At 73.5% G+C, this 26,643-nt stretch carries 25 protein-coding genes, 1 pseudogene and 1 riboswitch; of the genes and pseudogenes, 15 read left to right on the top strand and 11 right to left on the bottom strand.

Annotated elements, in window-relative coordinates; genetic code table 11:
• Nucleotides 1–79: 79 nt before the first annotated feature.
• Nucleotides 80–1,027, bottom strand: a complete 948-nt coding sequence (locus AB0R04_RS33415) for an ROK family protein (RefSeq protein ID WP_063348236.1) — start codon at nucleotides 1,025–1,027, stop codon at nucleotides 80–82.
• Nucleotides 1,028–1,320: 293 nt separating this feature from the next.
• Here AB0R04_RS33415 and AB0R04_RS33410 point away from each other — a divergent pair, with 293 nt between their 5' ends.
• A complete protein-coding gene (locus tag AB0R04_RS33410; RefSeq protein ID WP_063348235.1) occupies nucleotides 1,321–2,601 on the top strand; it encodes an extracellular solute-binding protein in 1,281 nt (426 codons plus the stop codon).
• A 64-nt stretch (nucleotides 2,602–2,665) separates the two neighbouring features.
• Here the strand turns inward: AB0R04_RS33410 and AB0R04_RS33405 are convergent, their stop codons facing one another.
• On the bottom strand, nucleotides 2,666–3,016 hold the full coding sequence (locus tag AB0R04_RS33405; RefSeq protein WP_063348234.1) for a cupin domain-containing protein: 351 nt from the start codon (nucleotides 3,014–3,016) through the stop codon (nucleotides 2,666–2,668).
• 67 nt (nucleotides 3,017–3,083) lie between these two features.
• On the opposite strand from AB0R04_RS33405, the gene AB0R04_RS33400 reads away from it, so the two are divergent.
• Nucleotides 3,084–3,344, top strand: coding sequence for a DUF3263 domain-containing protein (locus AB0R04_RS33400; RefSeq protein ID WP_063348233.1), 261 nt, complete (start codon nucleotides 3,084–3,086; stop codon nucleotides 3,342–3,344).
• 30 nt (nucleotides 3,345–3,374) lie between these two features.
• Nucleotides 3,375–4,214, top strand: a complete 840-nt coding sequence (gene otsB / locus AB0R04_RS33395; RefSeq protein ID WP_363377348.1) for a trehalose-phosphatase — start codon at nucleotides 3,375–3,377, stop codon at nucleotides 4,212–4,214.
• Nucleotides 4,215–4,283: 69 nt separating this feature from the next.
• Here the strand turns inward: otsB and AB0R04_RS33390 are convergent, their stop codons facing one another.
• Nucleotides 4,284–5,750: a trehalose-6-phosphate synthase gene (locus AB0R04_RS33390; RefSeq protein ID WP_363377347.1), complete on the bottom strand. Its 1,467-nt coding sequence runs from the start codon at nucleotides 5,748–5,750 to the stop codon at nucleotides 4,284–4,286.
• Nucleotides 5,751–5,800: 50 nt separating this feature from the next.
• The gene (locus AB0R04_RS33385; RefSeq protein WP_244293389.1) at nucleotides 5,801–6,802 is read right to left on the bottom strand and encodes a glucosyl-3-phosphoglycerate synthase; all 1,002 of its coding nucleotides are present in this window, start codon (nucleotides 6,800–6,802) and stop codon (nucleotides 5,801–5,803) included.
• 147 nt (nucleotides 6,803–6,949) lie between these two features.
• A riboswitch (SAM riboswitch) is annotated at nucleotides 6,950–7,086 on the top strand.
• 17 nt (nucleotides 7,087–7,103) lie between these two features.
• Between AB0R04_RS33385 and thrC the strand changes: the two genes are divergently transcribed.
• The 8 genes from thrC to AB0R04_RS33345 all read left to right on the top strand — a co-directional run bounded on the left by thrC (nucleotide 7,104) and on the right by AB0R04_RS33345 (nucleotide 14,145).
• Nucleotides 7,104–8,384, top strand: coding sequence for a threonine synthase (thrC, locus tag AB0R04_RS33380; protein WP_363377346.1), 1,281 nt, complete (start codon nucleotides 7,104–7,106; stop codon nucleotides 8,382–8,384).
• Nucleotides 8,385–8,425: 41 nt separating this feature from the next.
• On the top strand, nucleotides 8,426–8,704 hold the full coding sequence (locus AB0R04_RS33375) for a MoaD/ThiS family protein (RefSeq protein ID WP_063348229.1): 279 nt from the start codon (nucleotides 8,426–8,428) through the stop codon (nucleotides 8,702–8,704).
• 589 nt (nucleotides 8,705–9,293) lie between these two features.
• Complete coding sequence (locus AB0R04_RS33370) at nucleotides 9,294–9,497, top strand: cold-shock protein (RefSeq protein ID WP_030289665.1); 204 nt, start codon at nucleotides 9,294–9,296, stop codon at nucleotides 9,495–9,497.
• Between the two features lie 346 nt (nucleotides 9,498–9,843).
• The gene (gene groL / locus AB0R04_RS33365) at nucleotides 9,844–11,466 is read left to right on the top strand and encodes a chaperonin GroEL (RefSeq protein WP_363377345.1); all 1,623 of its coding nucleotides are present in this window, start codon (nucleotides 9,844–9,846) and stop codon (nucleotides 11,464–11,466) included.
• 95 nt (nucleotides 11,467–11,561) lie between these two features.
• Nucleotides 11,562–11,918, top strand: coding sequence for a hypothetical protein (locus tag AB0R04_RS33360; protein WP_063348227.1), 357 nt, complete (start codon nucleotides 11,562–11,564; stop codon nucleotides 11,916–11,918).
• Nucleotides 11,919–12,028: 110 nt separating this feature from the next.
• The gene (locus tag AB0R04_RS33355) at nucleotides 12,029–12,412 is read left to right on the top strand and encodes a PadR family transcriptional regulator (protein WP_079135692.1); all 384 of its coding nucleotides are present in this window, start codon (nucleotides 12,029–12,031) and stop codon (nucleotides 12,410–12,412) included.
• Nucleotides 12,409–13,401: a hypothetical protein gene (locus AB0R04_RS33350; protein ID WP_363377344.1), complete on the top strand. Its 993-nt coding sequence runs from the start codon at nucleotides 12,409–12,411 to the stop codon at nucleotides 13,399–13,401. The genes AB0R04_RS33355 and AB0R04_RS33350 overlap by 4 nt, the downstream gene beginning before the upstream one ends.
• 57 nt (nucleotides 13,402–13,458) lie before the next feature.
• A complete protein-coding gene (locus AB0R04_RS33345) occupies nucleotides 13,459–14,145 on the top strand; it encodes a copper homeostasis protein CutC (RefSeq protein ID WP_363377343.1) in 687 nt (228 codons plus the stop codon).
• A gap of 57 nt (nucleotides 14,146–14,202) precedes the next feature.
• Here AB0R04_RS33345 and AB0R04_RS33340 read toward each other — a convergent pair whose 3' ends face one another.
• On the bottom strand, nucleotides 14,203–16,254 hold the full coding sequence (locus AB0R04_RS33340; protein WP_363377342.1) for an ATP-binding domain-containing protein: 2,052 nt from the start codon (nucleotides 16,252–16,254) through the stop codon (nucleotides 14,203–14,205).
• Between the two features lie 325 nt (nucleotides 16,255–16,579).
• Nucleotides 16,580–18,217 carry a DNA repair helicase XPB gene (locus AB0R04_RS33335; RefSeq protein ID WP_363377341.1) on the bottom strand — a complete coding sequence of 546 codons (1,638 nt, stop codon included), beginning with the start codon at nucleotides 18,215–18,217 and terminating at the stop codon, nucleotides 16,580–16,582.
• Nucleotides 18,218–18,430: 213 nt separating this feature from the next.
• On the opposite strand from AB0R04_RS33335, the gene AB0R04_RS33330 reads away from it, so the two are divergent.
• The gene (locus tag AB0R04_RS33330) at nucleotides 18,431–18,682 is read left to right on the top strand and encodes a hypothetical protein (protein WP_063348222.1); all 252 of its coding nucleotides are present in this window, start codon (nucleotides 18,431–18,433) and stop codon (nucleotides 18,680–18,682) included.
• A gap of 20 nt (nucleotides 18,683–18,702) precedes the next feature.
• Here AB0R04_RS33330 and AB0R04_RS33325 read toward each other — a convergent pair whose 3' ends face one another.
• The gene (locus tag AB0R04_RS33325; protein WP_363377340.1) at nucleotides 18,703–21,204 is read right to left on the bottom strand and encodes a helicase C-terminal domain-containing protein; all 2,502 of its coding nucleotides are present in this window, start codon (nucleotides 21,202–21,204) and stop codon (nucleotides 18,703–18,705) included.
• A 342-nt stretch (nucleotides 21,205–21,546) separates the two neighbouring features.
• On the opposite strand from AB0R04_RS33325, the gene AB0R04_RS33320 reads away from it, so the two are divergent.
• The gene (locus tag AB0R04_RS33320) at nucleotides 21,547–22,374 is read left to right on the top strand and encodes a hypothetical protein (protein ID WP_363377339.1); all 828 of its coding nucleotides are present in this window, start codon (nucleotides 21,547–21,549) and stop codon (nucleotides 22,372–22,374) included.
• Here the strand turns inward: AB0R04_RS33320 and AB0R04_RS33315 are convergent.
• Nucleotides 22,271–23,005: a TetR/AcrR family transcriptional regulator gene (locus tag AB0R04_RS33315; RefSeq protein WP_363377338.1), complete on the bottom strand. Its 735-nt coding sequence runs from the start codon at nucleotides 23,003–23,005 to the stop codon at nucleotides 22,271–22,273. The two genes, AB0R04_RS33320 and AB0R04_RS33315, sit on opposite strands and share 104 nt — an antisense overlap.
• A 102-nt stretch (nucleotides 23,006–23,107) precedes the next feature.
• Between AB0R04_RS33315 and AB0R04_RS33310 the strand changes: the two genes are divergently transcribed.
• Entirely contained in the window at nucleotides 23,108–23,758 is a 651-nt protein-coding gene (locus AB0R04_RS33310; RefSeq protein WP_363377337.1) for a hypothetical protein, read from the top strand.
• A 145-nt stretch (nucleotides 23,759–23,903) separates the two neighbouring features.
• On the opposite strand, the gene AB0R04_RS33305 is transcribed toward AB0R04_RS33310, so the two are convergent.
• On the bottom strand, nucleotides 23,904–24,266 hold the full coding sequence (locus AB0R04_RS33305) for a nuclear transport factor 2 family protein (protein WP_363377336.1): 363 nt from the start codon (nucleotides 24,264–24,266) through the stop codon (nucleotides 23,904–23,906).
• Nucleotides 24,267–24,336: 70 nt separating this feature from the next.
• Here AB0R04_RS33305 and AB0R04_RS33300 point away from each other — a divergent pair, with 70 nt between their 5' ends.
• Nucleotides 24,337–25,215 carry a LysR family transcriptional regulator gene (locus AB0R04_RS33300; RefSeq protein WP_363377335.1) on the top strand — a complete coding sequence of 293 codons (879 nt, stop codon included), beginning with the start codon at nucleotides 24,337–24,339 and terminating at the stop codon, nucleotides 25,213–25,215.
• Between the two features lie 44 nt (nucleotides 25,216–25,259).
• On the opposite strand, the pseudogene AB0R04_RS33295 reads toward AB0R04_RS33300, so the two are convergent.
• Both AB0R04_RS33295 and AB0R04_RS33290 read right to left on the bottom strand, forming a co-directional pair.
• Nucleotides 25,260–25,358: pseudogene (locus tag AB0R04_RS33295) on the bottom strand (TIGR03086 family protein); the annotation flags it as partial.
• A gap of 278 nt (nucleotides 25,359–25,636) precedes the next feature.
• Nucleotides 25,637–26,608, bottom strand: a complete 972-nt coding sequence (locus tag AB0R04_RS33290; protein ID WP_363377334.1) for an iron-siderophore ABC transporter substrate-binding protein — start codon at nucleotides 26,606–26,608, stop codon at nucleotides 25,637–25,639.
• Between the last annotated feature and the right edge of the window lie 35 nt (nucleotides 26,609–26,643).

Below are 26,643 nucleotides of genomic sequence, written 5' to 3'. Positions count from 1 at the left end.
AGGCGGCCGCCCTCGACGACGCCGCCGGGCAGGACCAGCCGGGCGCCGGCCAGTGCGGTACGGTCACGGTCCGCGGTGGTCACGCGGTCACCTCCATGGAGAGCAGATCCCAGGCGAGCAGGCCCGCGCCCAGGGACGCGGCGGTGTCTTTGAGCATGGCGGGTACGACCTTCGGGGGCATCTGGAAGGTCAGGCGCTCGGTGACCGCCGTGCGCAGCGGGCCGAAGAGCGTGTCACCGGCCTCGGCCAGCCCGCCGCCGACGATCACCGTGGACGGGTCGAGCAGGCTCTGGGCGAGCACGATCCCGTCGGCGAGGGCGTCGACGGCGCCCTGCCAGACCGCGAGCGCGCGGTCGTCCCCGGCGTCCACCGCGGCGGCGCAGGATGCCGCGTCGGCGTCGGGGTCGCCGCTGGCCGCGGCCCAGGCACGGGACACGGCGGAGGCGGAGGCGAGCGTCTCCAGACAGCCGCGGGCGCCGCAGCCGCACTGCGGTCCGCCCGGGCGGACCACGACGTGGCCGATCTCGCCGCCGTAGCCGTGCGCGCCGGCCTCGATCCGGCCGCCGATGCCGATGGCACCGGCGATGCCGGTGCCCAGCGCGATGAACAGGAAGCGGTCGACGCCCCGGCCGGCGCCGAGCCGGCCCTCGGCCAGGCCGCCCGAGCGCACGTCGTGGCCGAGTGCGACGGGGATGGCGGCTCCGTCGGGCCCGGCCAGGCGCTCGCCCAGCAGCTTGCGCAGCGGGAGGTCCCGCCAGCCGAGGTTGGCCGAGTAGACCGCGATGCCGTTCCTCTCGTCGATCGTGCCCGGGACGGCGACGCCGGCCGCGAGCGGGGCGACGCCGAAGCGGCCCCGGCCCTCGTCCGCCAGGTCGGCGGCGAAGTCGAGGATGGCGGCGACCACGGCGTCCGTGCCGTGCTCCCGCCCGGTCGGTCGGCGTGCTTCGAACAGCACGGAGCCGTCCTGGGCGAGCAGCGCGGCCTTCATGCCGGTGCCGCCTACATCGAGTGCGATGACGTGCTTCACGGAGGACAGTTTCCCTTGGTCGGGTAGAAGAGGTCTAGTCCAGTTGTCGGATTGGTCTGGTCCAAAGTAGGTGAGCTTTGTCGCAGATGGGGTCGGTGTGAGCGGCTTTGCGTCGGGCGCCTTCCGTTCACCTTCTGTTGCGCATCGTGCAATGACGTCCGCACTTCGATAACTACTCGGCGGGCTCGGCACAGTGGTGTGGACCACCGCCCGGTGGGTTTGGCAGTGTTGCGCCTCCCCCCTCCCGGATTCCCCCGTCCGGTCGCAGTTCTCCCCTGAAGGCGGTACCCGCGTTGAACAGGCGCGCCCACGTTCCCACCCGCGTCCTCGGCACCGCGCTGGCCGGAGCACTGGTACTCACCGCCGTCAGCGCCTGCGGCGGGCAGAACGACGGGCCGGTCACCCTCAAACTGGTCGCCGCCGACTACGGGGAGAGCGCCGACACCAGCTCCAAGCTGTACTGGGACGAGATCGCGCACGGCTTCGAAGCCGCCAACCCCGGCATCAAGGTCGACGTCGAGGTGGACAGCTGGACCGACATCGGCAAGAAGGTCGACGACATGATCGCGGCCGGCAAGTCCCCCGACCTGCTGCAGACCGGCGGCTTCGCCGACCAGGTCGCGGCGGACCGGCTGTACCCGGCCGCCGATGTGCTCTCGATGGACACCCAGGCCAACTTCCTGGACACCTTCGCGCACGCCGGGCAGGTGCTCGGCACCCAGTACGGCATCCCGTTCGTCTCTTCCTCCCGGGTGCTCTTCTACAACAAGGCCGTCTTCCGCCAGGCCGGCATCACCCAGCCGCCGGCCACCTGGAACGAACTGCGCCAGGACGCCGAGAAGATCAAGGCCAAGGTGCCGGGCGTGACCCCGTACGGGCTGCCGCTCGGGCCGGAGGAGGCGCCGGCCGAGTCCATGCTGTGGACGCTGAGCGGCGGCGGCAGCCTCTCCGACGACGTCGGCAACTACACCATCGACAGCACCCAGAACCAGGCCACCTTCAGCTGGCTGAAGAACAACCTGGTGGCCACCGGGCTGACCTATCCGGACCCGGGCAAGATGAACCGCACCCCGGTGTTCCAGGACTTCGCGGCCGGGAAGGTCGCGATGCTGAACGGGCACCCGACGCTGCTGCGGATGGCCACCGCCGGGAAGATCGACTTCGGGACGGCGCCGATCCCCAAGAAGGACGGCGTGGGCAAGACCGGCAGCCTCGGCGTCGCGGACTGGATGATGGCGTTCAAGGCCAACGGGCACAAGAACGAGATCAAGAAGTTCCTGTCCTTCGCCTACTCCCGCGAGTTCCAGCTGAAGTTCGACGAGCAGTACAACCTGCTGCCGGTCACCCAGGACGCGTTCAACCAGATGACGTCCGACCCGAAGCACGAGGACCTCAAGCAGTTCGCGGTCGGGCTGACCAACGCCAGCTTCTACCCGTTCGGGGACCCGGCCTGGGGCGACGTCAGCAACCGGATCAAGGCCGGGATCGGGCAGGCCGTCACCGGGGACCCGAAGCAGGCGCTCGCCGGGCTGCAGGACGCGGCGGTCAAGGAGGCGGCCCGGGTCCGCAGGTGAACCCGGGCCGGGGCGCCCTCCAGGGGTGGGGTCGTCAGAGTCGGGCTCGTCAGGGTCGGGCTCGTCAGGGGAGCGTGATGGCGTAGGCCTTGCGGAGCGTCTCGTGGACCGTCCAGGTGGTCCGGTCGCCCTCGCGCAGCACGGCGCAGTCGCCCGGGCCGACCTCCAGGGTCGGGCCGCCCTCGACCTCGATGGTGGCCCGGCCGCTGAGCACCACGAACAGCTCGTCGGCCTCCACGTCGGTGACCACGCCCGGGGTGATCTGCCAGATGCCGCGCAGCTGGCGGCCGTCGGGGGACTCGGAGAGGACCAGGCCGGAGACCTCCGGGGTGCCGGAGACGATCTGGGCCGGGTCGAGCGGGTCGGGTTCGAGGTCGGCGGTGGGGATGTGCACGGCGAAGCTGGGCGTGGTCATACCGCCGACGCTAGCCGGGGCGGCCGGGCGCCGGAGGGCGCACAGTGTGTCCGGCTCACGCGGGAGAATGACACTCCGTAGTGATGGCGGAGGTGTCCTGGTGGGCGAGCTGAGTGAGCGGGACCTGGCGGTGCTGGCCCTGGAGGGGCGGCAGTGGCGGACGGCCGGGGCCAAGGAGCGGGCGATCCGGGAGGAGCTGGGGCTCTCCTCCACCCGGTACTACCAGCTGCTGAACGCGCTGCTGGACCGGCCGGAGGCACTGGCGCACGCCCCGGTGCTGGTGAACCGGCTGCGCCGGATCCGGGAGGCCCGGCGGTCCGCGCGGTAGCGGGAGGGGGCCGCGGGGTAGGGCTCGGGCATGGGCTTTGACGAGAAGTGGGCGCCGGTCACGGCTGCCGGGCGGGACGGGCTGCGGGCGATCCTGGCGGCGCCGGGCGAGGCGGTGATCGCGCTGGACTTCGACGGGACGCTGGCGCCGATCGTGGCGGACCCCGATCGGGCGCGGGCACATCCCGGGGCGGCGGCCGCGCTGCGGGCGCTGGTGCCGGCGGTGCGGGCCGTGGTGGTGGTGACCGGGCGGCCGGCCGCGCTGGCGGCGGAGTACGGCGGCCTGGACGGGCTGCCCGGGGTCGTGGTGCTGGGGCACTACGGCGCCGAGCGCTGGGAGGACGGCGAGGTGACCGCGCCGCCGGTGCACCCCGGGGTGGCCGGGGCGCGGGTGGCGCTGCCGGGCCTGCTGGCGGCGGCGGGGGCGCCCGAGGGGACGTGGCTGGAGGACAAGGGGCGCTCGCTGGCGGTGCACACCCGGCGCACGGCGGCGCCCGAGGAGGCGCTGGAGCTGCTGCGGGCGCCGGTCGGCGAGCTGGCGGCCGGGCACGGGCTGGTGGTGGAGCCCGGGCGGCTGGTGCTGGAGCTGCGGCCGCCGGGGGTGGACAAGGGCGCGGCGCTGACCGGCTTCCTGCGCGAGCGCGGGGCCGGCTCGGTGCTGTACGCGGGGGACGACCTGGGGGACGTGGCGGCCTTCGCGGCGGTGGAGAAGCTGCGCGGCGAGGGGGTGGCGGGGCTGCTGGTGTGCAGCGGCGCGGTGGGGGACGCGCCGGTGCGCGAGCTCGCCGACCGGGCGGACCTGGTGGTCGCGGGCCCGGCCGGCGTGGTGGAACTGCTCGCGGCGCTCGGCGCGGCCGTCGGCGCTGGCTGAGCCGGGCGGCAGCGCGCGGTCGGGCCGGTTCAGCGCGCGTCGAGCCGGCTCAGAGCGCGCCGAGCCGGTTCACAGCGCGTTGAGCTGGTCGAGGAACCACTGCTGCGGTGGCAGCGCGGTGGCCGCCGCCGCGAGGCGCTTGGTGCGGTCGGCGCGCTCCTCCTCGGGCATGGTGAGGCCGGCGTGCAGGGCGTCGGCGGTGGCGATGACGTCGTACGGGTTGACGGTGAGCGCGTCCTCGGCGAGTTCGGCGTACGCGCCGGCCTCGCGGGAGAGCACCAGGGCGCAGCCGTGGTCGGACACCACCGGAACCTCCTTGGCGACCAGGTTCATGCCGTCCCGGATCGGGTTGACCAGGGCCACGTCGGCGAGCCGGTAGGCGGCCAGGGAGCGCGGGAAGTCGTCGTCGACGTGCAGGATCAGCGGCTGCCAGGCGGGGGTGGCGAACTCGGCGTTGATGTCCTCGGCGAGCCGTTGGACCTGGGCGGTGTAGGCGCGGTACTCGGCGAGGTCGGTGCGCGAGGGGTAGGCGAAGGCGATGTGCACCACCCGGTCGTGCCATTCGGGGCGGGTGCGCAGCAGGTGCCGGTAGGCCTGGAGGCCGCGGACGATGTTCTTGCTCAGCTCGGTGCGGTCGACCCGGACGATGGTGCGGCGCCCGCCGACGGCCTCGCGGAGGGCGGCGAGGCGTTCGTCGACGTCCGGGCGGTGGGAGCGTTCGCGCAGGAAGTCGGCGTCGGCGCCGAGCGCGTGCACGCCGAGCCGGGTGGTGCGGCCGGCGTGGGTGACGGTCATGGCGTCCCGGTCGACCTCGGCGCCGAGCAGGTCGGCGCAGCAGTCGGCGAAGGCCAGCGCCCAGCGGCGGGTCAGGAAGCCGGCCCGGTCGGCGCCCAGGATGCCGGTGAGGACGGCCTCGGCGACGTCGTCGGGCAGCAGCCGGAAGTACTCGGGCGGGGCCCACGGGGTGTGCGAGAAGTGGCCGATCCGCAGGTCGGGGCGGGCGGCGCGGAGCAGGGCCGGGGTCAGCGAGAGGTGGTAGTCCTGGACCAGCACGGCGGCCCCGGGGGCGGCCTCGGCGGCCAGCGCCTCGGCGAAGGCGGCGTTGTAGGCGCGGTAGGCGGCCCACTCGGTGCGGAACCCGGCGTCGAAGGCGGGGGCGGTGGGGGTGGCGTAGAGCAGGTGGTGGACGAACCAGAGGGTGGAGTTGGCGACGCCGTTGTAGGCGCGGGCGAAGGTGTCGGGATCGATGTCCAGCATGCGGACGGCCTGGCCGCCCACGTCGTGCCCGGCGAGGTCGAGGCGGCCGTCCGGGGCCTCTCTGGCGGCCTGTCGGTCGGCGGCGCCGAGGGCGGCGCAGACCCAGACGGCGTCGGGGTCGTCGATGGCGGAGAGGCCGGAGACCAGGCCTCCGCCGCCGCGGCGGAGGGTCAGCGTGCCGTCGTCCGCGGTGCTGAACGACACCGGTCCCCGATTGGAGGCCACCAGGACGGGGGCGGTGCCGGTCGCACTCGAACGTTCGGTCGTGAGATCGCCCATATTTGGTACGTTGCCTGGGCTCCGGAGCGGCAAACCCTTTCGGTGGGTGTTCAGTGTCGGGTCGCGTACTCGGGCACGGTGTGCATGGGCGGGCGTTCCAGGGCGGTCACCGGGTGGGTGTGGGCGGTGAACTCCCGGCTCTGCGGGTCGCGGGTGAACTGGGTCAGCAGCGGGTGGACGAGGTCGGCCGAGGCCTTCAGCCGGTGGGTGCGGTCGAGGCGTTCGAGGGCGGTGCGGTAGATGGTGGCGGCCATCCGGCCGAGGGCCTGGCCGTCCTGGTGCCGGTGGTGCCGGACGCCGACGTCCACCTGGGCCAGGGCGTCCAGCCCGACCGTCTCCAGCGCGTCGACCAGCAGTCCGAGTTCGACGCCGTAGCCGGTGGGGAAGGGGAGCCGTTCGAGCAGCGCGCGGCGGGCCGCGTACTCGCCGCCGAGCGGCTGGACGAAACCGGCGAGTTCCGGCCAGTGCAGGTTGAGCAGCGGGCGGGCGACCAGTTCGGTGACCCGGCCGCCGCCGGCCGGGACCACCGCCCCCTCCGTCTCCAGCGGCCGGTCGTACATGGCCTTGACCAGCTGGATGTCCGGTTCGGTGAGCAGCGGGCCGAGGATGCCGGAGACGAAGGCCGGGTCGAACTCGCGCAGGTCGGCGTCGACGAAGCAGACGATGTCGCCGCGGGTGACCAGCAGCGAGCGCCAGAGCACCTCGCCCTTGCCGGGGACGGCGGGCAGCCGGGGCAGGATCGCGTCGCGGTACTCCACCCGGGCGCCGGCCCGGGCGGCGACGGCGGCGGTGGCGTCGGCCGAGCCGGAGTCGATCACGACGAGTTCGTCGACCAGCGGGAGGCGCTCCATCAGCTCGCGGCGGATGGTGCGGACGATGTCGCCGACGGTGGCCTCCTCGTCCAGTGCGGGCAGCACCACGCTGACCGTGTGGCCGGTCCGGCGCTTGGCTTCCAGCAGGGCGTGCACCGGCCGGTCGACCGCGCTCCACGAGCGGCGGCGCAGCCAGGACGCCGCCTGCGGGAGCAGCGCGGGGGTCGGTTCGGCGGGCACGGGACTCTCCTCGGCGGGGTCGGTGGGACGCGCCATCTCGCGTGGCGGACGATCCCGTTCGGGGTTGACGCCTTCGGATACAGTCTTCGTACAGCGGCCGGACCTTTGCACGTCGGGGTCGCCGTTGAGCACCACCACAATTTCACAAGCTCATCCAGAGGGACTGAGGGAACGGCCCGTTGACGTCCCGGCAACCTTCTCGCGCGGCTGTCTGTCGACAGGCCCCGGCGGGACAGGTGCCAATTCCGGCCTGTGGCGCGACCGTGCCACGGGGAAGATGAGGAGAGAGGCCTCCGCCATCATGGCTATCGACACTGTCGCACCCGCATCCGTGGACCTCGGCCCCGCCACCGCGCTGTCCTGTCGGGAGTGCGGCACCCGCTTCCCGCTCGGTCCGAGCTTCGCCTGCCTGGAGTGCTTCGGCCCGCTGGAGATCGCGTACGACTTCGGCAGCGAGGGCGCCGAGGCGCTGCGCCGCCGGATCGAGGCCGGCCCGAGTTCGATCTGGCGCTACGCGCCGCTGCTGCCCGTCCCGGCCGACGTCGCCACCAAGCCCAACCTGAACCCCGGTTGGACCCCGCTGGTCAAGGCGGACAACCTGGGCCGTGAGCTGGGCTTCACCGCGCAGCTGCACATCAAGGACGACTCGGGCAACCCGACCCACTCGTTCAAGGACCGCGTGGTGGCCTGCGCCATCGAGGCCGCGCGGGCCTTCGGCTTCACGACGCTCTCCTGCTCCTCCACCGGCAACCTGGCCGGCGCGGTGGGCGCGGCGGCCGCCCGGGCCGGTTTCAAGTCCTGCGTGTTCATCCCGCACGACCTGGAGCAGGGCAAGGTCGTCATGGCCGGGGTGTACGGCGGCGAGCTGGTCGGCATCGAGGGCAACTACGACGACGTGAACCGCTTCTGCTCGGAGCTGATCGGCGACCCGGCCGGCGAGGGCTGGGGCTTCGTCAACGTCAACCTGCGCCCCTACTACGGCGAGGGCTCCAAGACGCTGGCGTACGAGATCTGCGAGCAGCTCGGCTGGCGGCTGCCGGAGCAGATCGTCATCCCGATCGCCTCCGGCTCCCAGCTGACCAAGATCGACAAGGGGCTGCAGGAGCTGATCAGGCTCGGCCTGGTCGAGGACCGGCCGTACAAGGTGTTCGGCGCCCAGGCGGCGGGCTGCTCGCCGGTGTCGGCGGCGTTCAAGGCCGGCCAGGACGTGATCCGCCCGGTCAAGCCGGACACCATCGCCAAGTCGCTGGCGATCGGCAACCCGGCGGACGGCCCGTACGTGCTGGACATCGCCCGGCGCACCGGCGGCGCGGTCGAGGACGTCACCGACGCCGAGGTGGTGGACGCGATCCGGCTGCTGGCCCGGACCGAGGGCGTCTTCGCCGAGACCGCGGGCGGGGTGACCGTCGGCGTGCTGAAGAAGCTGGTGGAGACCGGCCAGCTGGACCCGTCCAAGGAGACCGTCGCGATCAACACCGGCGACGGCCTGAAGACCCTGGACGCCGTCGCCGGGGCCGGGATGACCGCTGTCATCCGCCCGACCCTGGCGTCCTTCCACGACGCCGGCCTCGCGTCCGCCTGAAACACCCCCCACCCCGCTGGGTCGCACCCGCTAGGAGAACCATGAGCGCCAACGTCCGTATCCCCACCATCCTGCGCACCTACACCGGCGGCGCCGCCGAGGTGGCCGCCGAGGGCGCCACCCTGGGCGAGGTCATCGCCGACCTGGAGAAGAACCACGCGGGGATCGCCGCCCGCATCCTGGACGACGCCGGCAAGCTGCGCCGTTTCGTCAACGTCTACGTGAACGACGACGACGTGCGCTTCGCCGAGGGCCTGGCGACCGGGATCGCGGCCGGCGCGAGCGTCTCGATCATCCCGGCGGTGGCCGGCGGCTGCTGAGCCGCGCCCCGATCCGGGCACCCCGCCCGAGCCGTTCGTCCGACCGGCCGTCCGCGCGTACGGAATTCCGTTCTCCGTACGCACGGACGGCCGGCCGTATTTCGGCGGGAATATGGCGGGGTCAAGTCGGAGTAGAGTGTGGCTCGGTTGGGAACAGGGCTTCCCCTCATCCTCACCCGCGAATCACCCGCGAATCGCCGGACGGTCGTCCGGCCGCTGAGACCGGTCTGGTGCCTGGGCCGTGAAACATGTCAGCCAGATGTCAGAATTCCCGCGGGGATTTGTAGTAATCCGTCCGCTATGTCCGGCGTGAAATGCCGAATTCCTCCCGCTTTCGCCCGTCCTGCCCCTTGGCGCGGTGCCGGAATTCCCCGCAGCTGACCCTGTTGCAGAGGGCGTCGATCCGGATACATTCAGCCGCGGTCGACGTAATCACCCGCTCACAGGGCGCCGTCAGGCACCCCCGGCGGAGGACTGCGGCGTGCACGGCTGCGCCCAGGGGGGGTTCCCCGGGCCGGCCTTCAAACCAGACCCGGGCCCGCGACCTGCGGGCGCGTGAAGGGCCAGCACAGCACTAGGGGAGTTCGGAATGGCTCAGGGCACCGTCAAGTGGTTCAACGCGGAGAAGGGCTACGGCTTCATCGCGGTCGACGGTGGTGCGGACGTCTTCGTCCACTACAGCGCGATCCAGATGGACGGCTACCGCACCCTCGAGGAGGGCCAGCGGGTCGAGTTCGAGATCTCCCAGGGACAGAAGGGCCCGCAGGCGGACATGGTCCGCGCCGCGGTGTGACCCCCTTCCGACCCCAGGAGCTCGGCGCGGCCCACGGCTGGTGACCACTCGCTTCTCGACGGGCCCGTACGACACGCGTCGTGCGGGCCCGTCGGCGTTCCCCGGCGGGGAGTTGCGCGGGTCGGCGGGAGCGCCCCGGACGGCTCGCGGGATCGCGATTGGGCTTGCACTCGACCACCCGGAGTGCTAATCATTGGCGTTAGCACTCACAGCGTGAGAGTGACAGCGGACCGGGTCGGTGAGGCCCCCGGGAGCGGTAGGGGAAAGGACCCCCGCACACCAGGGCCGTCCGTCGCGGGCACCCCTTGGTCCGAGCAGTCGACCGTGTCCCGGAGGACCACTTCTGATGGCCAAGATCATCGCCTTTGATGAGGAAGCTCGCCGCGGCCTTGAGCGTGGCATGAACCAGCTCGCCGACGCAGTGAAGGTCACGCTCGGCCCCAAGGGTCGCAACGTCGTGCTGGAGAAGAAGTGGGGCGCCCCCACGATCACCAACGACGGTGTCTCCATCGCCAAGGAGATCGAGCTCGAGGACCCCTACGAGAAGATCGGCGCGGAGCTCGTCAAGGAGGTCGCCAAGAAGACCGACGACGTCGCGGGTGACGGCACCACCACCGCCACCGTGCTCGCCCAGGCCCTGGTTCGCGAGGGTCTGCGCAACGTCGCCGCCGGCGCCAACCCGATGGCCCTGAAGCGCGGCATCGAGAAGGCCGTCGCCGCCGTCTCCGACCAGCTGCTGGCGCAGGCCAAGGACGTGGAGACCAAGGAGCAGATCGCCTCCACCGCCTCCATCTCGGCCGCCGACACCCAGATCGGCGAGCTCATCGCCGAGGCCATGGACAAGGTCGGCAAGGAAGGCGTCATCACCGTCGAGGAGAGCAACACCTTCGGCCTGGAGCTTGAGCTCACCGAGGGCATGCGCTTCGACAAGGGCTACATCTCCGCCTACTTCGCGACCGACCTGGAGCGCATGGAGGCGACGTTCGAGGACCCGTACATCCTCATCGCCAACTCCAAGATCGGCTCGGTCAAGGACCTGCTGCCGCTGCTGGAGAAGGTCATGCAGAGCGGCAAGCCGCTCGTCATCATCGCCGAGGACGTCGAGGGCGAGGCCCTGTCGACCCTGGTCGTGAACAAGATCCGCGGCACCTTCAAGTCCGTCGCCGTCAAGGCCCCGGGCTTCGGCGACCGCCGCAAGGCCATGCTCGGCGACATCGCCATCCTCACCGGTGGCACCGTGATCTCCGAGGAGGTCGGCCTCAAGCTGGAGAACGCCGGCATCGACCTGCTGGGCACCGCCCGCAAGGTGGTCATCACCAAGGACGAGACCACCATCGTCGACGGTGGCGGTGACAGCGAGCAGGTCGCCGGCCGCGTGAACCAGATCCGCGCCGAGATCGAGAACAGCGACTCGGACTACGACCGCGAGAAGCTCCAGGAGCGCCTCGCCAAGCTGGCCGGCGGCGTGGCCGTCATCAAGGCCGGCGCGGCCACCGAGGTGGAGCTCAAGGAGCGCAAGCACCGCATCGAGGACGCCGTCCGCAACGCGAAGGCCGCCGTCGAGGAGGGCATCGTCGCCGGTGGTGGCGTCGCGCTGCTGCAGGCCTCGGTCGCCTTCGACAAGCTGGAGCTGGAGGGCGACGAGGCCACCGGTGCCAACATCGTCAAGGTCGCGCTGGAGGCCCCGATCAAGCAGATCGCGACCAACGCCGGCCTGGAGGGTGGCGTCGTGGTGGAGAAGGTGCGCAACCTTCCCGCCGGTCACGGCCTGAACGCGGCCACCAACACCTACGTCGACCTGATCGCCGAGGGCATCATCGACCCGGCCAAGGTGACCCGCTCCGCGCTGCAGAACGCCGCCTCCATCGCGGCGCTGTTCCTCACCACCGAGGCCGTCATCGCCGACAAGCCGGAGAAGGCCTCTGCGGCCGCCGGCGGCGGCATGCCGGGCGGTGACATGGACTTCTGATCCTGATCACACCGATCGGATCAGTTGGTTCCTGATCGTGTGGGCGGTCCCCTTCGGGGGGCCGCCCACACGGCGTTCTACCGGAGAATGGACAGATGGCTTCCGACGACATCGAGACCGCGCTGCACAACGCGCGGGCGCTGATCCTGGCCGACCTCACCGCGCGGGACGTGGCGGACGCCGCCGTCGTCTCCCTGGTGGAGCAGGCCGTGACGCACCGCCGCTGGTGGCTGGAGCAGTGGCCGGACGGCACCGAGTACGTGCTCGGGCTGGTCGCCCAGGACGTCCAGGACGCGCTGCTGGAGGCGTACGGGCGCTGGCCGCTGTGCACCGCCTGCGCCGCCGACGGGGACCCGCACGCGCTCGGCGTGGAGCCGGAGCTGGGGCCGGAGCCGCACTGGGTGTGCGGCAAGCAGGGCGCGGTGGTCGCGCCGGTGGGGGAGCTCTCGTAGCCAGCTCCTGGCCCGCTTCTGGTCCGCTCGTAGCGCGCTCGTGGTCCGCGTGGTGGACCGGTCGGCGGGAGTACTGGACCTATAGGTAGGTTGACGATATATGTAGTCGTATGACTGAACGCTCGATGCAGGAGCCGACGCTGCTGCTGCTCACCGCCCTGGCGGACGCCCCGAGACACGGCTACGCCCTCATCCAGGAGATCGCCGCGATCTCCGAGGGCCGGGTCAAGATGCGCACCGGCACCCTGTACGGCGCCCTCGACCGGCTGCTCCAGCAGGGGCTGATCGAGGTCGCCGCGGAGGAGGTCGTGGACGGGCGGGCGCGGCGCAGCTACGCGCTGACCAGCGTCGGCCGGGAGGCGCTGGCCTCCGAGGCGGAGCGGCTGCGGGCCGTCGCCACCGAGGCGGAGCGCCGTCTCGCGAACGTCCTGTCGGCGCTGCAGGGAAAGCCGGAGCCGGAGGGGAAGTCGATGATGAGGGGGTTCTTCGCATGACCACACCCATGACCACGCCGACGATGGGGGCGCCTTCGACCGCGCTGCGGGCGGCGCTGCAGTTCTACCCGCCGCGCTACCGCCGGGAGCGCGGCGAGGAACTGGCCGCGGTGTTCGCCGACACCACGGCGGAGGCCGGCCGCTCGGCCGTCGCCCGCGAGGCGTTCGACCTGGCCGCGTACGGGCTGCGGGTGCGGCTCGGGCTGACCGGCTCCTCGCTGGCCGGGCGGGTGCTCGCGCTGGCCGCGCCGATGGTCGCCGGGGCGCTGGCCGGTGCGGCCCTGGTGCCGTGGGTGAGCGATGCGGAGCGGGCCGCCCATCGGCTGACCTGGGACGACTCGTACCTCACGTACGCCCTGACCATCGCGCCGCCGGTGATCGCGCTGCTGCTCGCGGTGGCCGTCGTGACGGGGCGCTGGACGGCGGTGCGGGTCATCTCGCTGGTCCAGGCCGTCTCCGCGCTGTTCGTGCTGGCGAAGGCCGTCGTGCTGCCGCCGGAATTCGACCTCTGGGGGGTGGGGGACAGCAGCGTGGCCACCATGCCGTTCGTGCTGGGGGCGCTGCTGCTGGCCGCAGCGCCGACGGAGTTGCTGCCCAGGGCCTCCTGGCGTTCCGGCGGGCTGGCGCTGGCCTCGGTCCTCGGGGGCGGGCTGCTGGTGGCGCTCCAGCACTGGGGCGACTCCACCTTCCCGCTGGACATGCAGTGGTTCGCGGCGCTGCTGATCGGGCCGCTGCTGCTGACCTTCACCGCGCTGCGCGGCCGGGTGCTGCCGGCGGCCGTCGGGGTCGCGGTGCTGTCGCTGACGATGTTCGCGGGCCTGTTCAACATCTGGCGCGAGGGCCGCGGGTTCTGGCACGTGCTGCCGATGGCGGCGCCGGTGCTGCTGCTCCTGGTGGCGGCCGCGGTGGCGGTGCGCCGGATCGGGACCGGCGACGGGCTCGGCGGACGGTTCGGCGGGGGCTCCGGGAAGGGGCGCAGCCTGGCGTGACCCGGGGGGTGGGGCGAAGTGCTCGCCGGGCCCGGCCGGATGTGGCAACCTACTGATATGTCTAGACCAATTTTCGAAGTCATCGCGCTGACGCCCCAGGACGCCCAGGCTGCCGAGTCGGGCGGCGCCGACCGGCTCGAACTGGTCACCGACATGGCCGCGGACGGGCTCACCCCGTCCGTCGAGGACTTCGCCCGGATCCGGGCCGCCGTCGACATCCCGCTGCGCGTCATGCTCCGGATCCAGGACGGCTTCGCGCCCGGCGGCCTGGACGAACTGGCCGCCCGGGCCGCCGCGTTGCGGGCCGAGGGCGCCGAGGAGTTCGTCTTCGGCTTCCTCCACGCCGACGGCGCCGTCGACCTGGCCGCCACCGCCGCCGTCGCCGAGGCGGTGGCCGGCTGCCGCTGGACCTTCCACCGGGCGATCGACCACAGCGCCGACCGGGCCGCCCTGCGGGCCGCCGTCGGCGCGCTGCCCGGGCTGGACACCTTCCTCACCTCGGGCGCGGCCGCCGGGGTCGACGCCGGGCACGAGGTGCTGCTGGCGGACCTGGCCCGCGCGGGCGAGCCCGGGTACGGGCAGCGGATCCTGATCGGCGGCGGCCTGCGGGCCGAACACCTGAAGGGGCTGCGGGCCGAGGGCTTCGACGGCTTCCACGTCGGCGGCGCGGTGCGGGTCGACGGCTGGCGGACGCCGGTGGACGCGGCCAAGGTCGCCGAGTGGCGGGCGCTGATCGACGCCTGAGCGCGCGCGGCGGGCGGGGGCCGGTCCCGGTGGGGCCGGCCCCCGCTGCCCGGTTCCTCAGTGCAGCTGCGCGGGCAGCGGCTCGCCGTGCAGCACCGTCAGGCCGGAGACGGCACGGGTGAGCGCCACGTACAGCCGCCGCAGGCCGGTCCGCTCGTCCGGCTCGCCCGCGACCACCGCGGCCGGCTCGTCCAGCACCACGTAGTCGTACTCCAGGCCCTTGGCCAGCGAGGCCGGGACGAGCGTCAGCCGGGCCTCGGCGCTGGTCTCGGCGCCGGGGGACAGGTACGGCAGGCCGGCCGCGGTCAGCGCCTCGGCGAGCGCCGGGATCCGGGCGTCGGCGGCGATCAGCCCGGTCGAGCCCTCGTGCTCCAGCGCCTCGCGGCAGGCCGCCAGGACGGCGGGCACGGCCTCCCCGTCCGGGAGGCGGCGGATCGTCAGCGAGCCGGGGGCGTCGCGCACGGAGGTCGCCGGGGCCAGGCCCGGGGCGATCGCCGGGAGCAGCCGGGAGGCGTACGCGATGACCTCCTCCGGCACCCGGAAGCCCTTGGTCAGCTCCTCGACGTGGGCGTCCGGCTTGCCCAGGTGGCGCAGCGCGTCCGGCCAGCTCGCCGTCGCCCACGGGGTGGTGCCCTGGGCGAGGTCGCCGAGGACGGTCGCCGAGCCGGTCGTGCAGCGGCGGCCGACCGCGCGGTACTGCATCGGGGAGAGGTCCTGCGCCTCGTCCAGCACCACGTGCCCGAGCGAGGGGGTGCGCTGCACCAGGTCCGTCGCCTCGTCGACCAGGACGGCGTCGGCCTGCGTCCAGCGGGCCGTCTTCACCGAGCGGCCCGGCTTGGGCCACAGCACCGCCTGCTGCTCCTCCGGGGTCAGCACGCCCTCCGCGCAGGCGGCCAGGAACTCCGGGTCGGAGAGCAGCCGCAGCACCAGCTTCGCCGGATCGACCGCCGGCCAGCACTCCTTGGCCACCGCCTTGACCGCGGCGTTGCGGGCCACCGCGTCCTGCACCCGGTCGTCGGGGGCCTCGCCGGACTGTTCCATCTTCAGCAGCACGGTGTGCGCGATCCGCTGCGGCAGGGCGTCCCTGGCGGCGCCGTAGCGCACCTCGCGGCCCTTCAGCTCCTCGATGATCGCGGTGAGCTCGTGCGCCTGGACGCGCCAGCGGCGGGAGCCGCGGACCACCACGCAGGGCTCGGTGGGCAGCGCGATGCCCGCGCGCACCGCCCGACGCAGCACCTCGGCCATCCGCGCGTCGCCCTTCAGCCGGGCCGCCTGCGGGTCGTCCTCGCCGCGCACCTCGACGTGCCCGACCAGCTGCTGCACGGTCGCCTGGGCGACGTCCAGCTCGCCCAGGGCCGGGAGCACCTGCTCGATGTAGGAGAGGAAGGCGTTGTTCGGCCCGATCACCAGCGTGCCCGTCCGGGCGAGGCGCTCGCGGTGCGCGTACAGCAGGTACGCGACGCGGTGCAGGCCCACGGCCGTCTTCCCGGTGCCGGGGGCGCCCTGGACGCAGATGGTGCCCGTCACGTCGGAGCGGACGATCTCGTCCTGCTCGGGCTGGATGGTGGCGACGATGTCGCGCATCGGGCCGACGCGGGGCTTCTCGATCTCGGCGGCGAGCAGGGCGGAGGCGCTGTCCGCCTCCGCCGGGTCGCTCAGGTGCTCGTCCTCGTAGGCGGTGAGCTCGCCGGCGGTGTAGCCGAAGCGGCGGCGGCGCTCGACGTCCAGCGGCTCGGTGCGGGTGGCCCGGTAGAACGGCTGGGAGACCGGCGCGCGCCAGTCGATCACCATCGGGTCGCCGTCGGCGTCGTGGACGTGCCGGCGCCCGATGTAGAAGTTCTCGCCCCCTCCTCCTTCGCTCAGCTCCTCGCTGATCGCGTGTAGGTAGTCCAGGCGGCCGAAGAACAGCGGGGTGTGCGAGAGGTCGGCGAGGGCGGCGATCCGGGCCTCGATCTGGTTCTGGAGGACGGCGGCGGACACCCAGGTGCCGGTCACGTCGCGCAGGTCCAGCGACTGGACGTCCTCGCGCATCGCTCGCAGCGCGGACCGGGACGCGGCCAGGTGGTCGCGTTCGCGCTGGAGGGGGTCGGTGGTGGGGGTGGCGGGCACAGCGAACCTTCCCGGCTGCGCCGGAACCGGGCGCAGCGGATCGATGGAGCTCACGGTGGGTACGGCCGACCGGTTGCCGTGCGGTCGGCGCCTCCCCCGGCTGCCTGCGCGACTTCAGCAGGTACCACGGTTCGGGAGGGGGCAGACGGACGATCTTAGACCCGTGCGCCCCGGGGTTCCAGCCCTGCAGGTCCCGGGCCCCGTACGACCCGGAGGGGGTGCGCCACGGCGGCACCGCCCCGGGCACCGCCGCGCGCGTGGTCCTCCTCGGGCGCGACGGTGTCCGGGGCCGGGGCGTGCCCTACCGCAGGTTCTGCCGCACGCCCTACAGCACGTCGTCCGCGTCGATGATGCGGTACGCGTAGCCCTGCTCGGCCAGGAAGCGCTGCCGGTGGGCGGCGAAGTCCTGGTCCACGGTGTCCCGGGCGACCACCGAGTAGAAGTGCGCCGAGTGGCCGTCCGCCTTCGGGCGCAGGACGCGGCCCAGGCGCTGGGCCTCCTCCTGGCGGGAGCCGAACGTCCCGGAGACCTGGATGGCCACGGTGGCCTCGGGCAGGTCGATCGAGAAGTTCGCGACCTTGGAGACCACCAGGACGCCGATCTCCTTGTTGCGGAACGCCTCGAACAGCTTCTCGCGCTGGGCGTTGCTGGTCTCGCCCTTGATCACGGGCGCGTCCAGCACCTCGCCAAGCTCGTCCAGCTGGTCGATGTACTGGCCGATGACCAGCGTCTGGTCCTTCTCGTGCTTCTTCACCAGCGCCTCCACCACCCGCCGCTTGGTCGCCGTGGTGGCGCAGAAGCGGTAGCGCTCCTCGGGCTCGGCGGTGGCGTAGGCCAGGCGCTCCGAGTCGGTCAGGGTGACCCGCACCTCGCAGCAGTCGGCGGGCGCGATGTAGCCCTGCGCCTCGATCTCCTTCCACGGCGCGTCGAAGCGCTTGGGCCCGATCAGGCTGAACACGTCGCCCTCGCGGCCGTCCTCGCGCACCAGCGTCGCGGTCAGGCCCAGGCGGCGGCGGGCCTGGAGGTCGGCGGTGAACTTGAACACCGGCGCCGGCAGCAGGTGCACCTCGTCGTAGACCACCAGGCCCCAGTTGCGGGCGTCGAACAGCTCCAGGTGCGCGTAGGCGCCCTTCCGCTTGGTGGTCATCACCTGGTAGGTGGCGATGGTGACCGGGCGGATCTCCTTGCGCGTCCCGCTGTACTCGCCGATCTCCTCCTCGGTGAGCGAGGTGCGCTTGACCAGCTCGTGCTTCCACTGGCGGGCCGAGACGGTGTTGGTGACCAGGATCAGCGTCGTCGACTTGGCGTGCGCCATCGCGGCGGCGCCGACCAGCGTCTTGCCGGCGCCGCAGGGCAGCACCACGACGCCCGAGCCGCCGTGCCAGAAGCCCTCGACGGCCTGTGCCTGGTACGGGCGCAGCCGCCAGCCGTCCTCGTCCAGCTCGATCGGGTGGGCCTCGCCGTCCACGTACCCGGCGAAGTCCTCGGCCGGCCAGCCGAGCTTGAGCAGCACCTGCTTGATCTGGCCGCGCTCGGAGGGGTGCACCACCACCGTGTCCGGGTCGACCCGGGCGCCGACCAGCGGGGCGATCTTCTTGGAGCGCAGCACCTCCTCCAGCACCGGCCGGTCGGTGCTGGCGAGCACCAGCCCGTGCGTCGGGTGCTTGAGCAGCTGGAGCCGCCCGTAGCGGCCCATGGTGTCCGCCACGTCCACCAGCAGTGCGTGCGGCACCGGGTAGCGCGAGTACGTCACCAGGGCGTCGACCACCTGCTCGGCGTCGTGCCCCGCCGCCCGCGCGTTCCACAGCCCGAGCGGCGTCACCCGGTACGTGTGCACGTGCTCGGGGGCGCGCTCCAACTCGGCGAACGGCGCGATGACGCGGCGGCACTCGGCGGCCTTGGGGTGATCGATCTCCAGGAGAAGAGTTTTGTCGCTCTGGACGATGAGCGGTCCGTCGTTCACGCGGGGAAGCCCTCCACTGGCTGACAGGCTGGATTGACGCAGACCCTCCAGTGTCGCGCATTGCGCGGCGAACGTGAGCGGGCCCCTTCCAAACGTGATCGGGCTTCTTCCATTCGTACGGGTGACCGCGCCCGCGACCGCGACCGCGCCGGTACCCGCGCTCCGGGCGACGGCTCCGGGTGACCACGGTGCGCATCGCTCGTTGAGCCGGGCATGAAGAAGTCGAAGCGCGTTCTCACCGCTCTCGCCCTGATGGGCACGGCCTTCGCGGCCACCGCCTCGTCCGTCGGCTCCGCGCACGCCCTCGCGGGGATCGGGGAGGGGCCCGGCGGGCTGCTCGCCGCGCCCGGATTCCTGATCGCCGACCAGGTCGGCGGCGGCTCGCTGCCGGTCGGGCAGGGGGAGATCGGCAGCCTGGCGGACAAGGCCGTCAAGGAGAAGATGAAGGAGTCGCAGGGGCACTGAGCCCGGCCCTGCCGCCGGGGTTACTCGTCGAGCTCCGCGACGCCGGTGATGCGGTGCAGGGCGAAGGTGCGGAGCTCGTCGGCGTGGTGGTCGAAGGCGGTGACGAAGCCGCCTTCGACCTTGACCGGGTCGATGATCCGCTGGCTGGCGATGCCCTCGGCGTTGAGGTAGCCGATCCACATCCGTTCGCCGAGCAGGACGGCGGTCTGCAGGGCCGCGAGGGTCTCGGCGGCGGCGGTGCGGGGCAGCTGGCGCGGGTCGGGGGTGGAGTCCCGGCGGTTGACGGTGGCGGCGCGGTCGCCGGCCCGGATGGCCTTGATGGCGGCGGCGAGCAGGGTGTCGTCGGGGGTCGGCGGGCCGTCCGGGACGGGCGCGGGGGCGGTGCGGGGCGGGGTGCGGTGGCTGTCCTGGCGGGTGATCAGCACATCGCCCTCGGCGGACTCGGCGGCCGGGGCGTAGCCCATCGTGCGCAGGGCGGCGAGCAGGACGTCCGGGGCGGCCTGGGCGGCGAGGACGGTGGGGGCGAGCAGCCGCAGCCGCAGGTCGGCGGAGCGGCGGTCGGCGAGGACCTCGTTCAGCAGGGACGGGTCGTCGCAGCGCAGGTAGGAGGAGGCGGCGCCGACCCGCAGGATGCCGTGCCGACGGGCGACGTCGTCGATCAGGTAGCCGAGCGGCTGCGGGACGGGCGTCCGGGAGTGCTGCTCCAGGAAGGCCCGCAGGTCGGCGGCGGTGCGTCCGGCGTCGAGGGCGCGGCGCACGGACACCGGGGTGAAGCGGTAGACGGTGGCGCCGCCCTTGGACTCGATGTCGGCGCACAGCGCGAGGGCCTGGGCGAGCGGGGTGAGCAGCGGGCCGGGGGCGATCGCGGTGAGGTCCGGTTGCAGGATCACGTGGTCGAGCGGCTGCGGCAGCAGCGGGGCGAGCACCTCGGCGGGGTCGGATTCGGCGGTGAGCAGGGCGCGGGCGGGGGCGGCGAGGGCGCCGCGGCCGGTGACGCCGAGGAGTTCGGCCTCGGCGAGGGTCCAGGCGGTGAGGTCGTCGCGCAGCTCGTGGCCGTCCGGGCCGGTCGGGCCGCCGCGCAGCGGGCGCTGCCAGCGCAGGGTGGGCAGGAGCTCGGCGGCGGTGGCGGGGGTGCCGGGCGGGAGTTCGGCGAGCAGCGCGAGGGTGGCGCGGCGGACGGACGGGGCGAGGGTGCGGTCGAGCTCGGGCCCGAGGGCGGCGCGCGGCTTGCCCTTGCCGTCCGGGGTGCCGGTGAGGGCGGGGACGCGGGTGGCGGCGAGCCAGGCGGCGGCGAGGACGGACCAGCGTTCGGCGGTGTCCCGCTGGAGCCAGCCGTCGTAGGCCGGGGTCGGGGCCCAGCGTTCGTCGGCCTCGCCGTCGGGGGCCAGCAGCCCGGCGGTGTAGGCGAGTTCGAGCCAGAAGGCGGCCTGCTGCTCGGTGGTCTCCAGGGCCTGCGCGGTGCGCTTGAGGTCGCGGATGCCGAGGCCGCCGGCGCGCAGCGTGGGCGGCGGGGTGAGGCCCCAGGTGTCGAGGAGTTCCTCGACGGTCTTGACGGCGGTGTGGGCCTGGCCGGCCGCCGCGCCGTCCACAGCCTGTGGATCGCGCGGGGCGGCGGCCGGGGCGGGCTCGGGCTGGACCGGCTCGACGGCGCGGTGGGTGCGGCCGCCGCGCAGGTGCAGGGCCAGTTCGCGCGGCAGGACGACGCTGCCCGGCCCGCTGGGCAGCAGCAGCCCGCGGGCGAGCAGCCACTCGACGGGGCTCTGCGCGTCCTCGGCGGTGACCGGGCGGGTGGCGTCCGGGACGGTGCCGGTCGGCGGCCCCCAGACCAGCCGCTCCAGCAGCCGCAGCGCGGCTTCGGGGGCGGTGTCGAGCAGCGCCGCGCAGCGGGCGCGGTCGTTCAACAGGGCGGTGAGCGCGTCGACGGCGGTGACCGGGTCCGGGGTGGCGGGCTGCCCGGCGGAGGCGAGCAGCTGCTGCAGCCGGGCCGGGGACATGCCGACGGTCGCGTCGGAGAGGGTCGGGCCGAGGCCGGTGCGGCCGGGGTTGGCGGCCGTCGGGGCGAGTGCCTCGCGGACGGCGAGGACCAGCCGCAGGCCGTTGTCCGGGCCCCAGAGCAGGGACCGGTCGCGCAGGGTGGCGATGGCCCGGGGGAGGGCGGCGGCGACGGCGGACCGGTCGGCGGGCGTCAGCGGGGTCGCGCCGGGGTGCGGCTTGACCTTGGCCGGGCCGGTCAGCAGGGTGCGGACGGTGGCCAGGCCGGTGCCGTCCGGGGCGGTGGCCAGGACCTCGGCGACCTGCAGGGTGAAGCGGTCCAGGCGCTCCAGGGCGCGCAGCGCCGAGGCGCGGGAGGAGAGCCGGGCGGACAGCTGGGTGAGGTCGCCGGGGACGGGGTTGAGCAGGTCGGGGCGGGAGCGGAGCAGGGCGGCGAGCGCGTCGTCGGGGCGGGCGCGCAACTCCTCGGCGAGGGTGCGGGGGCCGGCGGCGGACCTGCCCTGGCGTTGAGGGCCCTGCTGTGTGGTCATTCGACCTAGGTTAGTCGGGCGGGCGGACGGCGGGGTGTCCGTGCGGCGGCCCGTGGTGGACCGGTCCTTGGACTCGCGCGCGCGGGGGCGGGGTGGGTAGCGTCACGGCCGAGGGTGGTTCGGTGGGCCGGGGTTCGGGCGCGAGGCGGGGTGTCGGTGATGACGGACGGCGAGTGGTGGCGCAGGAGCGGGCCGTGGAGCGGCCGTTCGGGGGGCGGGGCGGGGGCCTCCGGCGGGTCTGCCGGGGCCGGTGCTGCCGGTGACAGGGGCGGTTCGGGCGGCCCGGGTGCGTCGGGTGGGTCCGGGGCCTCCGGTCCGTCCGGCGCCTCCGACGGGGACAGCGTGTACGACACGGCGGCGCCGGGCGGCGGGACCCCTTCGGTGCCGCTGGATCCGCCCCGGACGCCGCGCGCCCCGGGGGCCGGGGCGCCGCCCGTACAGCTGGACAAGTCGCGTTTCGACGGGCCCGAGGACGATCCGGACTCCATCCCGCCGCCCCAGGTGTACAGCTCCGGCGCGAACGGCTGGGATCTGGTGCTGCTCAACTTCTCGGACTCGCCGCAGGCTCCGCCGAAGCCGATCCCTGAGCAGCGCGCCGGGGGCGGGGCGGGTGCGGCGGGCGCGCAGGCTGCCGATCCGGCGGGAGCTGCGGCGGGGGCGGCTGCGGCGGCTTCGGGGAAGGGGAAGAAACAGCGGAAGGCCAAGGCGAGGGCGGCCGCCGCGGGGAAGGCGAAGGCGCAGCCGGCCGCCCCCGCCGGCCAGGCCGGTGCCGATGCGGGCGCAAGTGCCGGTGCGGGTGCGGGTGTCGGGGCCCGGCGGCCGTCCCTGCTGGTCCTGCTCTCCTGCGGGCTGCTGATCGGCGGCGCCGCCATGAGCTTCTTCCCGGCCATGCTGGTGGGCTGGGCCCTCGGCTACCTGTCCCGCCAACTCTCCGATCTGATGCGCAAGTTCGTCATCCTCGGGATCCCGCTGATCACGATGAGCGCGGCCACCCTGCACGCCATGCAGGCCAAGCCGGGCGCCCAGGGCGGCGCGGGCGTGCAGGCCGGTGCGCAGTTCAGCCAGATCAGCTGGTCGGCGGCCCCGGGCGTGCTGCGCCTGTCGGCGGTGCTGTCGGCGGTGGTGCTGCTGCTGTTGAGCCTGCGCCGTCGCCCGCCGCAGCAGGGCTGAGGCCCGGGACGAGGGCGGCGAAGCCGGTGCAGAGCAGTCGGATGCTCTGGGTGAACTTCTCGTCCTGGCTGATCCGGGGGATCAACTCGCCCATGATCAGCGGGAACTGCACGCACAGGTCGGCGTAGAGCTCGGCGCTGACGGGTGGTGGGGCCGGTGGCTGGTTCTGTTCCTGGAGGACGAAGCCGGTGACGTGGCTGAGCAGGATGTCGGCGGCGATGCCGCAGTGGGCGGTGGGCAGGCCGGCGTCGAGGAGGGTGCGCAGCAGGCGTTCCATCAGGGAGAGGCCGCCGGAGCTGAGGACGCCGGGGCTCTCGGCGAGGAGCAGTGCGCCGCCGGGGTGTTGCTGGATGCTGCGGCGCAGGGTGGCGGCCTGGGCCTCGACCCGGTCCCGCCAGGTGGCGTCGGGGTCGAGGGCGGCGAGGGCTCCGGTGCCGGTGTCGTAGGCCTGCCGGCAGACGCGGTCGGCCATCAGGGTGAGCAACTCGTCCTTGCCGCGCACGTGGTAGTAGAGGCTGCCGGCGTGGGCGTCGAGGCGGTCGGCGACCTGGCGCATGGACAGGTTGTGGTAGCCGACCTCCGCGAAGACGGCCATGCCCGCATCGACGATGCGCTCCTTGGTGAGCTTCATGGCTCCACCGTACAACGTTTTCCAACGCCGTTCGAAAACTGTGCTAGCTTTGCCCTGCCCGGTTTTCGAACGGTGTTGGAATGTGATGGGGGAGGGGCAGTCATGGGGGCGATCCTGTTCAACGTGACCACGGCCGCGCTGATGGTCATGATGGTCAACTGCGGGCTCGGCGTGGTCGGCCGGGACACGCTGCGGGGGCGGCCGATCCCGTGGGCGGCGGTCGCCCTGACCACGCTCGCCGTCGGCGGCGTGCTGCTCCAGCTGCTCTGGTCCGGCGCCATGGACGCGCTCGACGCCGACCCCGCCAAGTCCGGCTGGTGGCGCGAGTTCACCTCGGTCTTCCTGCAGAACGGCGGCCTCGGCGGCGGCCTGTGGAACCTCGCCACCCTCGCCGCCGTCGCCGCGCTCGCCCAGTGGTACTGGGGCGGCCCGCTCACCCTCGCCTTCTTCCTCGCGGGCATCCTGCTGCCCGGCCGGATCGACGACCTGCTCGGCTTCGGCGACGGCCCCAGCACCGACCCCCGCAACTTCGCCGGCAGCTCCGGCGCCACCTACTTCCTCGGCGCCACCCTGGCCCTCGCCTTCCTCACCCGCACCCGTCTGCCCAAGGAGCGCGCCCTGGCCGTCGGCGTCCCGGTGCTGGGCCTCGCCATGTGGCTCGCCCAGGACAACGGGCACGGCCTGGTGGCGGTCTACGGCTTCGCCCTCGGCACAGCGGCCTGGGCGGTTCGCGGCCGGCTGGCGCGACGGTAGTCGGGGCCGTCGCGATCCGACCCGCCGGGCTGGGCGATCCGGCCCGGCGGGTCGGATCGCTTGGCCCCGCTTGGTCCGGCGGCGGATCGCCCAGCCCCTCGGCCCCTCAGTCCCTCAGCCCGGCGGCGCGGTGCGCCCCAGCCGCTCAGCGGGCGAAGCCCGCCAGCAGCTCCCGCGGGTCGAAGGTCACCCGGATCCGGGTGATCCGCCCGTTCTCCACGTGGCTCCAGTTCGCCGTCGGCGCCGGCGGCGCGATGCTCGTGTGCAGGTCGAACCAGGTGATCAGGTCGTCCCCCTCGACCACCCGGGCGTGCACCTCGATCTTCTCCAGGACCTGCCCGAGCCCCTTCAGCCCGGCCAGGGCGTTCTCCACCCCCGACACCGTGGCCAGCGGCCCCACGAAGTCGACGTCCTCCGCCAGCAGCCCCCGCAGCGTCTCGAAGTCGCCCGCCTGCCAGGCCGCGAAGTAGGTCTCGGAAATCTCACGCGCAGTCTTCGTCGTCGTCATGCCTCCATCCTCCCGAGCGCTCAACCATCCGTCCAACAGATGGATCAGATCCCAGATATCATTGCTGGTTATGGAGATGCACCAGCTGCGCTACTTCGCGGCCGTCGTCGACGAGGGCTCCTTCACCGCCGCCGCGACCCGCCTGCACGTGAGCCAGTCCGGCATCAGCACCCAGGTCGGCAAGCTGGAACGCGAGTTGGGCCAGCTGCTCCTCGACCGTTCCGGCCGCCGGGTCCGCCTCACCCCCGCCGGCGAGGCCGTCCTGCCGCTGGCCAAGGACGCCCTCGCCACGCTCGAAGCCATCCAGCACACCGCCGCCGAGTTCGCCGACGCCGTCCGCGGCCGCGTCCGGCTCGGGATGATCATGGGGTGCGCGATCCCGCCGTTCCTCGACGTCGTCGCCGACCTCGGCCGCACCCACCCCGGCATCGAACTGAGCCTGCACGAGGGCCACTCCGAGCTGCTCCAGGCGCAGGTCCTCTCCGGCGCCCTCGACCTGGCGCTGATCGGTTTCGCCAAGGAGGCCGGCCCCGGCCTGGACGTCACTGTCGTCGTCGACGAGCCGATCGCCGCCATCGTCCCCGCCGGCCACCGCCTGGACCGCCCCTCCCTCCGGCTCGCCGACCTCGCGTCCGAGAAGATCCTCTGCCTCTCCCCGGGCACCGGCATCCGCGCCGCCTACGAGCACTCCTGCCTGCAACTCGGCCTCGAACCGCGGGTGGACATCGACGCCAGCTCCCCGGCCACGCTGTTCCGGCTCGCCCAGCGCGGGGCCGGCGTCGCCGTCCTCAGCCCCTCCTCCGCCGCCGGCGAGGGCCTCCGGACCGTCCCCGTCGCCGATGCGCCGGTCCGGGCCCGCCTCGGCCTGGTCGCCCGACCCGGCCAGCACTCGCCGGCCGTGCGCCTGCTGCACGCCCGGCTCCGCGCGTCCCTGCGGGCGACGGGCTGAGGGCCTGACCGGCTGACCGGCTGAGCGCTCAGCCGCTCAGGCGCTCACGCGTTCCAGCGCGGATCGCGCCCGGAGGCGGCCAGCGCGCGGTCCAGCGCCGGGGCGCCGTCCGGCACCGCCACCGGGGCGGCGAACCCGCCGAATAGGCAGGCAGGTCACCTCGGCCAGCCACGCCTCCCGCGCCGCCGGGATCCGCTCGCACAGGTCGGCTCCGGCCGGGGTCGCGCTGAAGAGGGACTTGCGCCCGTCGTTCGGGTCCTTGGCGGCGCTGACCAGGCCGCCGGCCCGCAGCGCGGCCACGGTCTCCGCCATGGACTGGCGGCGCACGTGCTCGGCCTGGGCGAGTTCGGTCACGGTTCGCTGGGCCCTCCCGCACGACGCGGTGCAAGGTGGTCAGGTGCGACCAGTTGGACGCGGCGGGTCACGCCTCCAGGAAGCGCTGCAGCTCGGCCAGCATGAAGTTGGCGCCGGTGTACCCGATCCCCTGGAACCACAGCTGGTCGTCCACCGGGAACGCCCGGTGCGCTTTGACCGCCCCCAGCGCCTGCCAGCCCGGGCTCTCCAGTGCGGCGTCGGTGCCGGCCAGGGCCGGGTCGCCGGAGGTGGCGTACAGCAGCAGGTCGCCGTCCGCCTTCGCGATCTGGTCCAGTGGGATCTCGACGTCGGACTGGTCGATGTTCTGTGCGTCCGGCCGCCCCACCTGGGCGTCCGACAGCACGATCCCGGGGAAGCTCTGCTTCCCGAACAGCCGGATCCCGCCGCCCTCCACGAACCGCACCAGGCTCACCTTCCGGCCGGACGTTTTCGCCGCCGACAGGGCCTGCACCACCTGGTTGGCGTGCCGCTGGTACGAGGAGACGAAGGCCGCCGCCGCGGCCTCCCGGCTCAACGCCTGGGCGTGCACCTGGAAGTCGGCCTTCCATGGCGCGCCGGTGGTCTGGGTGAGTACGGTCGGCGCGATCTCCCGCAGTTGGTCGTAGCGGTCGCCGTCGCGCGCCTGGTTGGAGAGGATCAGGTCCGGCCGCAGCGCCCGGATCGCGACCAGGTCCGGGGCGCCGGCCAGGCCGACCCGGTGGATCCCGGCGACCCGGGAGGCCGGCCAGTAGCTCGGGAACCGGATGTCGGCGGCCGGCAGCGCGGCGCCGACCGGGGTGATGCCGAGGGTCAGTGCCGAGTCCAGCACGTCCGTGTCGAGGACGACCACCCGCAGCGGCTCGCCCGGCACCAGCACCGGCCCGGTGGCCGCGTCCACCGTGACCGGTGGTACCGGGGTGGGCGAGGCGGCCGCGCCCAGGCCGTCGGCGGTCGGCGGCGCCGGCCGCCGGGTGGTGCAGGCCGCGAGCGCGGCCCCGCCGAGACCGGCGAGGAACGAACGGCGGGCGATCCGGTGCATCGGCGGTCCTCAGGCGGTGAGGCTTCGGGGGCGCG

Source organism: Kitasatospora sp. NPDC056731 (genome assembly GCF_040687675.1).
GTDB lineage: Bacteria > Actinomycetota > Actinomycetes > Streptomycetales > Streptomycetaceae > Kitasatospora.
The sequence above is the reverse complement of the archived record's forward strand: the minus strand, read 5'-3'. Positions and strand labels throughout refer to the sequence as shown.

Coding starts and splice junctions, on each gene's coding strand:
- AB0R04_RS33405 (WP_063348234.1), bottom strand. CDS start 3,016: ATGACCACGCCCAGCTTCGCCGTGCACATCCCCACCGCCGACCTCGAA.
- AB0R04_RS33400 (WP_063348233.1), top strand. CDS start 3,084: ATGACACTCCGTAGTGATGGCGGAGGTGTCCTGGTGGGCGAGCTGAGT.
- otsB (WP_363377348.1), top strand. CDS start 3,375: ATGGGCTTTGACGAGAAGTGGGCGCCGGTCACGGCTGCCGGGCGGGAC.
- AB0R04_RS33390 (WP_363377347.1), bottom strand. CDS start 5,750: ATGGGCGATCTCACGACCGAACGTTCGAGTGCGACCGGCACCGCCCCC.
- thrC (WP_363377346.1), top strand. CDS start 7,104: ATGGCTATCGACACTGTCGCACCCGCATCCGTGGACCTCGGCCCCGCC.
- AB0R04_RS33375 (WP_063348229.1), top strand. CDS start 8,426: ATGAGCGCCAACGTCCGTATCCCCACCATCCTGCGCACCTACACCGGC.
- AB0R04_RS33370 (WP_030289665.1), top strand. CDS start 9,294: ATGGCTCAGGGCACCGTCAAGTGGTTCAACGCGGAGAAGGGCTACGGC.
- groL (WP_363377345.1), top strand. CDS start 9,844: ATGGCCAAGATCATCGCCTTTGATGAGGAAGCTCGCCGCGGCCTTGAG.
- AB0R04_RS33360 (WP_063348227.1), top strand. CDS start 11,562: ATGGCTTCCGACGACATCGAGACCGCGCTGCACAACGCGCGGGCGCTG.
- AB0R04_RS33355 (WP_079135692.1), top strand. CDS start 12,029: ATGACTGAACGCTCGATGCAGGAGCCGACGCTGCTGCTGCTCACCGCC.
- AB0R04_RS33350 (WP_363377344.1), top strand. CDS start 12,409: ATGACCACACCCATGACCACGCCGACGATGGGGGCGCCTTCGACCGCG.
- AB0R04_RS33345 (WP_363377343.1), top strand. CDS start 13,459: ATGTCTAGACCAATTTTCGAAGTCATCGCGCTGACGCCCCAGGACGCC.
- AB0R04_RS33330 (WP_063348222.1), top strand. CDS start 18,431: ATGAAGAAGTCGAAGCGCGTTCTCACCGCTCTCGCCCTGATGGGCACG.
- AB0R04_RS33325 (WP_363377340.1), bottom strand. CDS start 21,204: ATGACCACACAGCAGGGCCCTCAACGCCAGGGCAGGTCCGCCGCCGGC.
- AB0R04_RS33315 (WP_363377338.1), bottom strand. CDS start 23,005: ATGAAGCTCACCAAGGAGCGCATCGTCGATGCGGGCATGGCCGTCTTC.
- AB0R04_RS33310 (WP_363377337.1), top strand. CDS start 23,108: ATGGGGGCGATCCTGTTCAACGTGACCACGGCCGCGCTGATGGTCATG.
- AB0R04_RS33305 (WP_363377336.1), bottom strand. CDS start 24,266: ATGACGACGACGAAGACTGCGCGTGAGATTTCCGAGACCTACTTCGCG.
- AB0R04_RS33300 (WP_363377335.1), top strand. CDS start 24,337: ATGGAGATGCACCAGCTGCGCTACTTCGCGGCCGTCGTCGACGAGGGC.
- AB0R04_RS33290 (WP_363377334.1), bottom strand. CDS start 26,608: ATGCACCGGATCGCCCGCCGTTCGTTCCTCGCCGGTCTCGGCGGGGCC.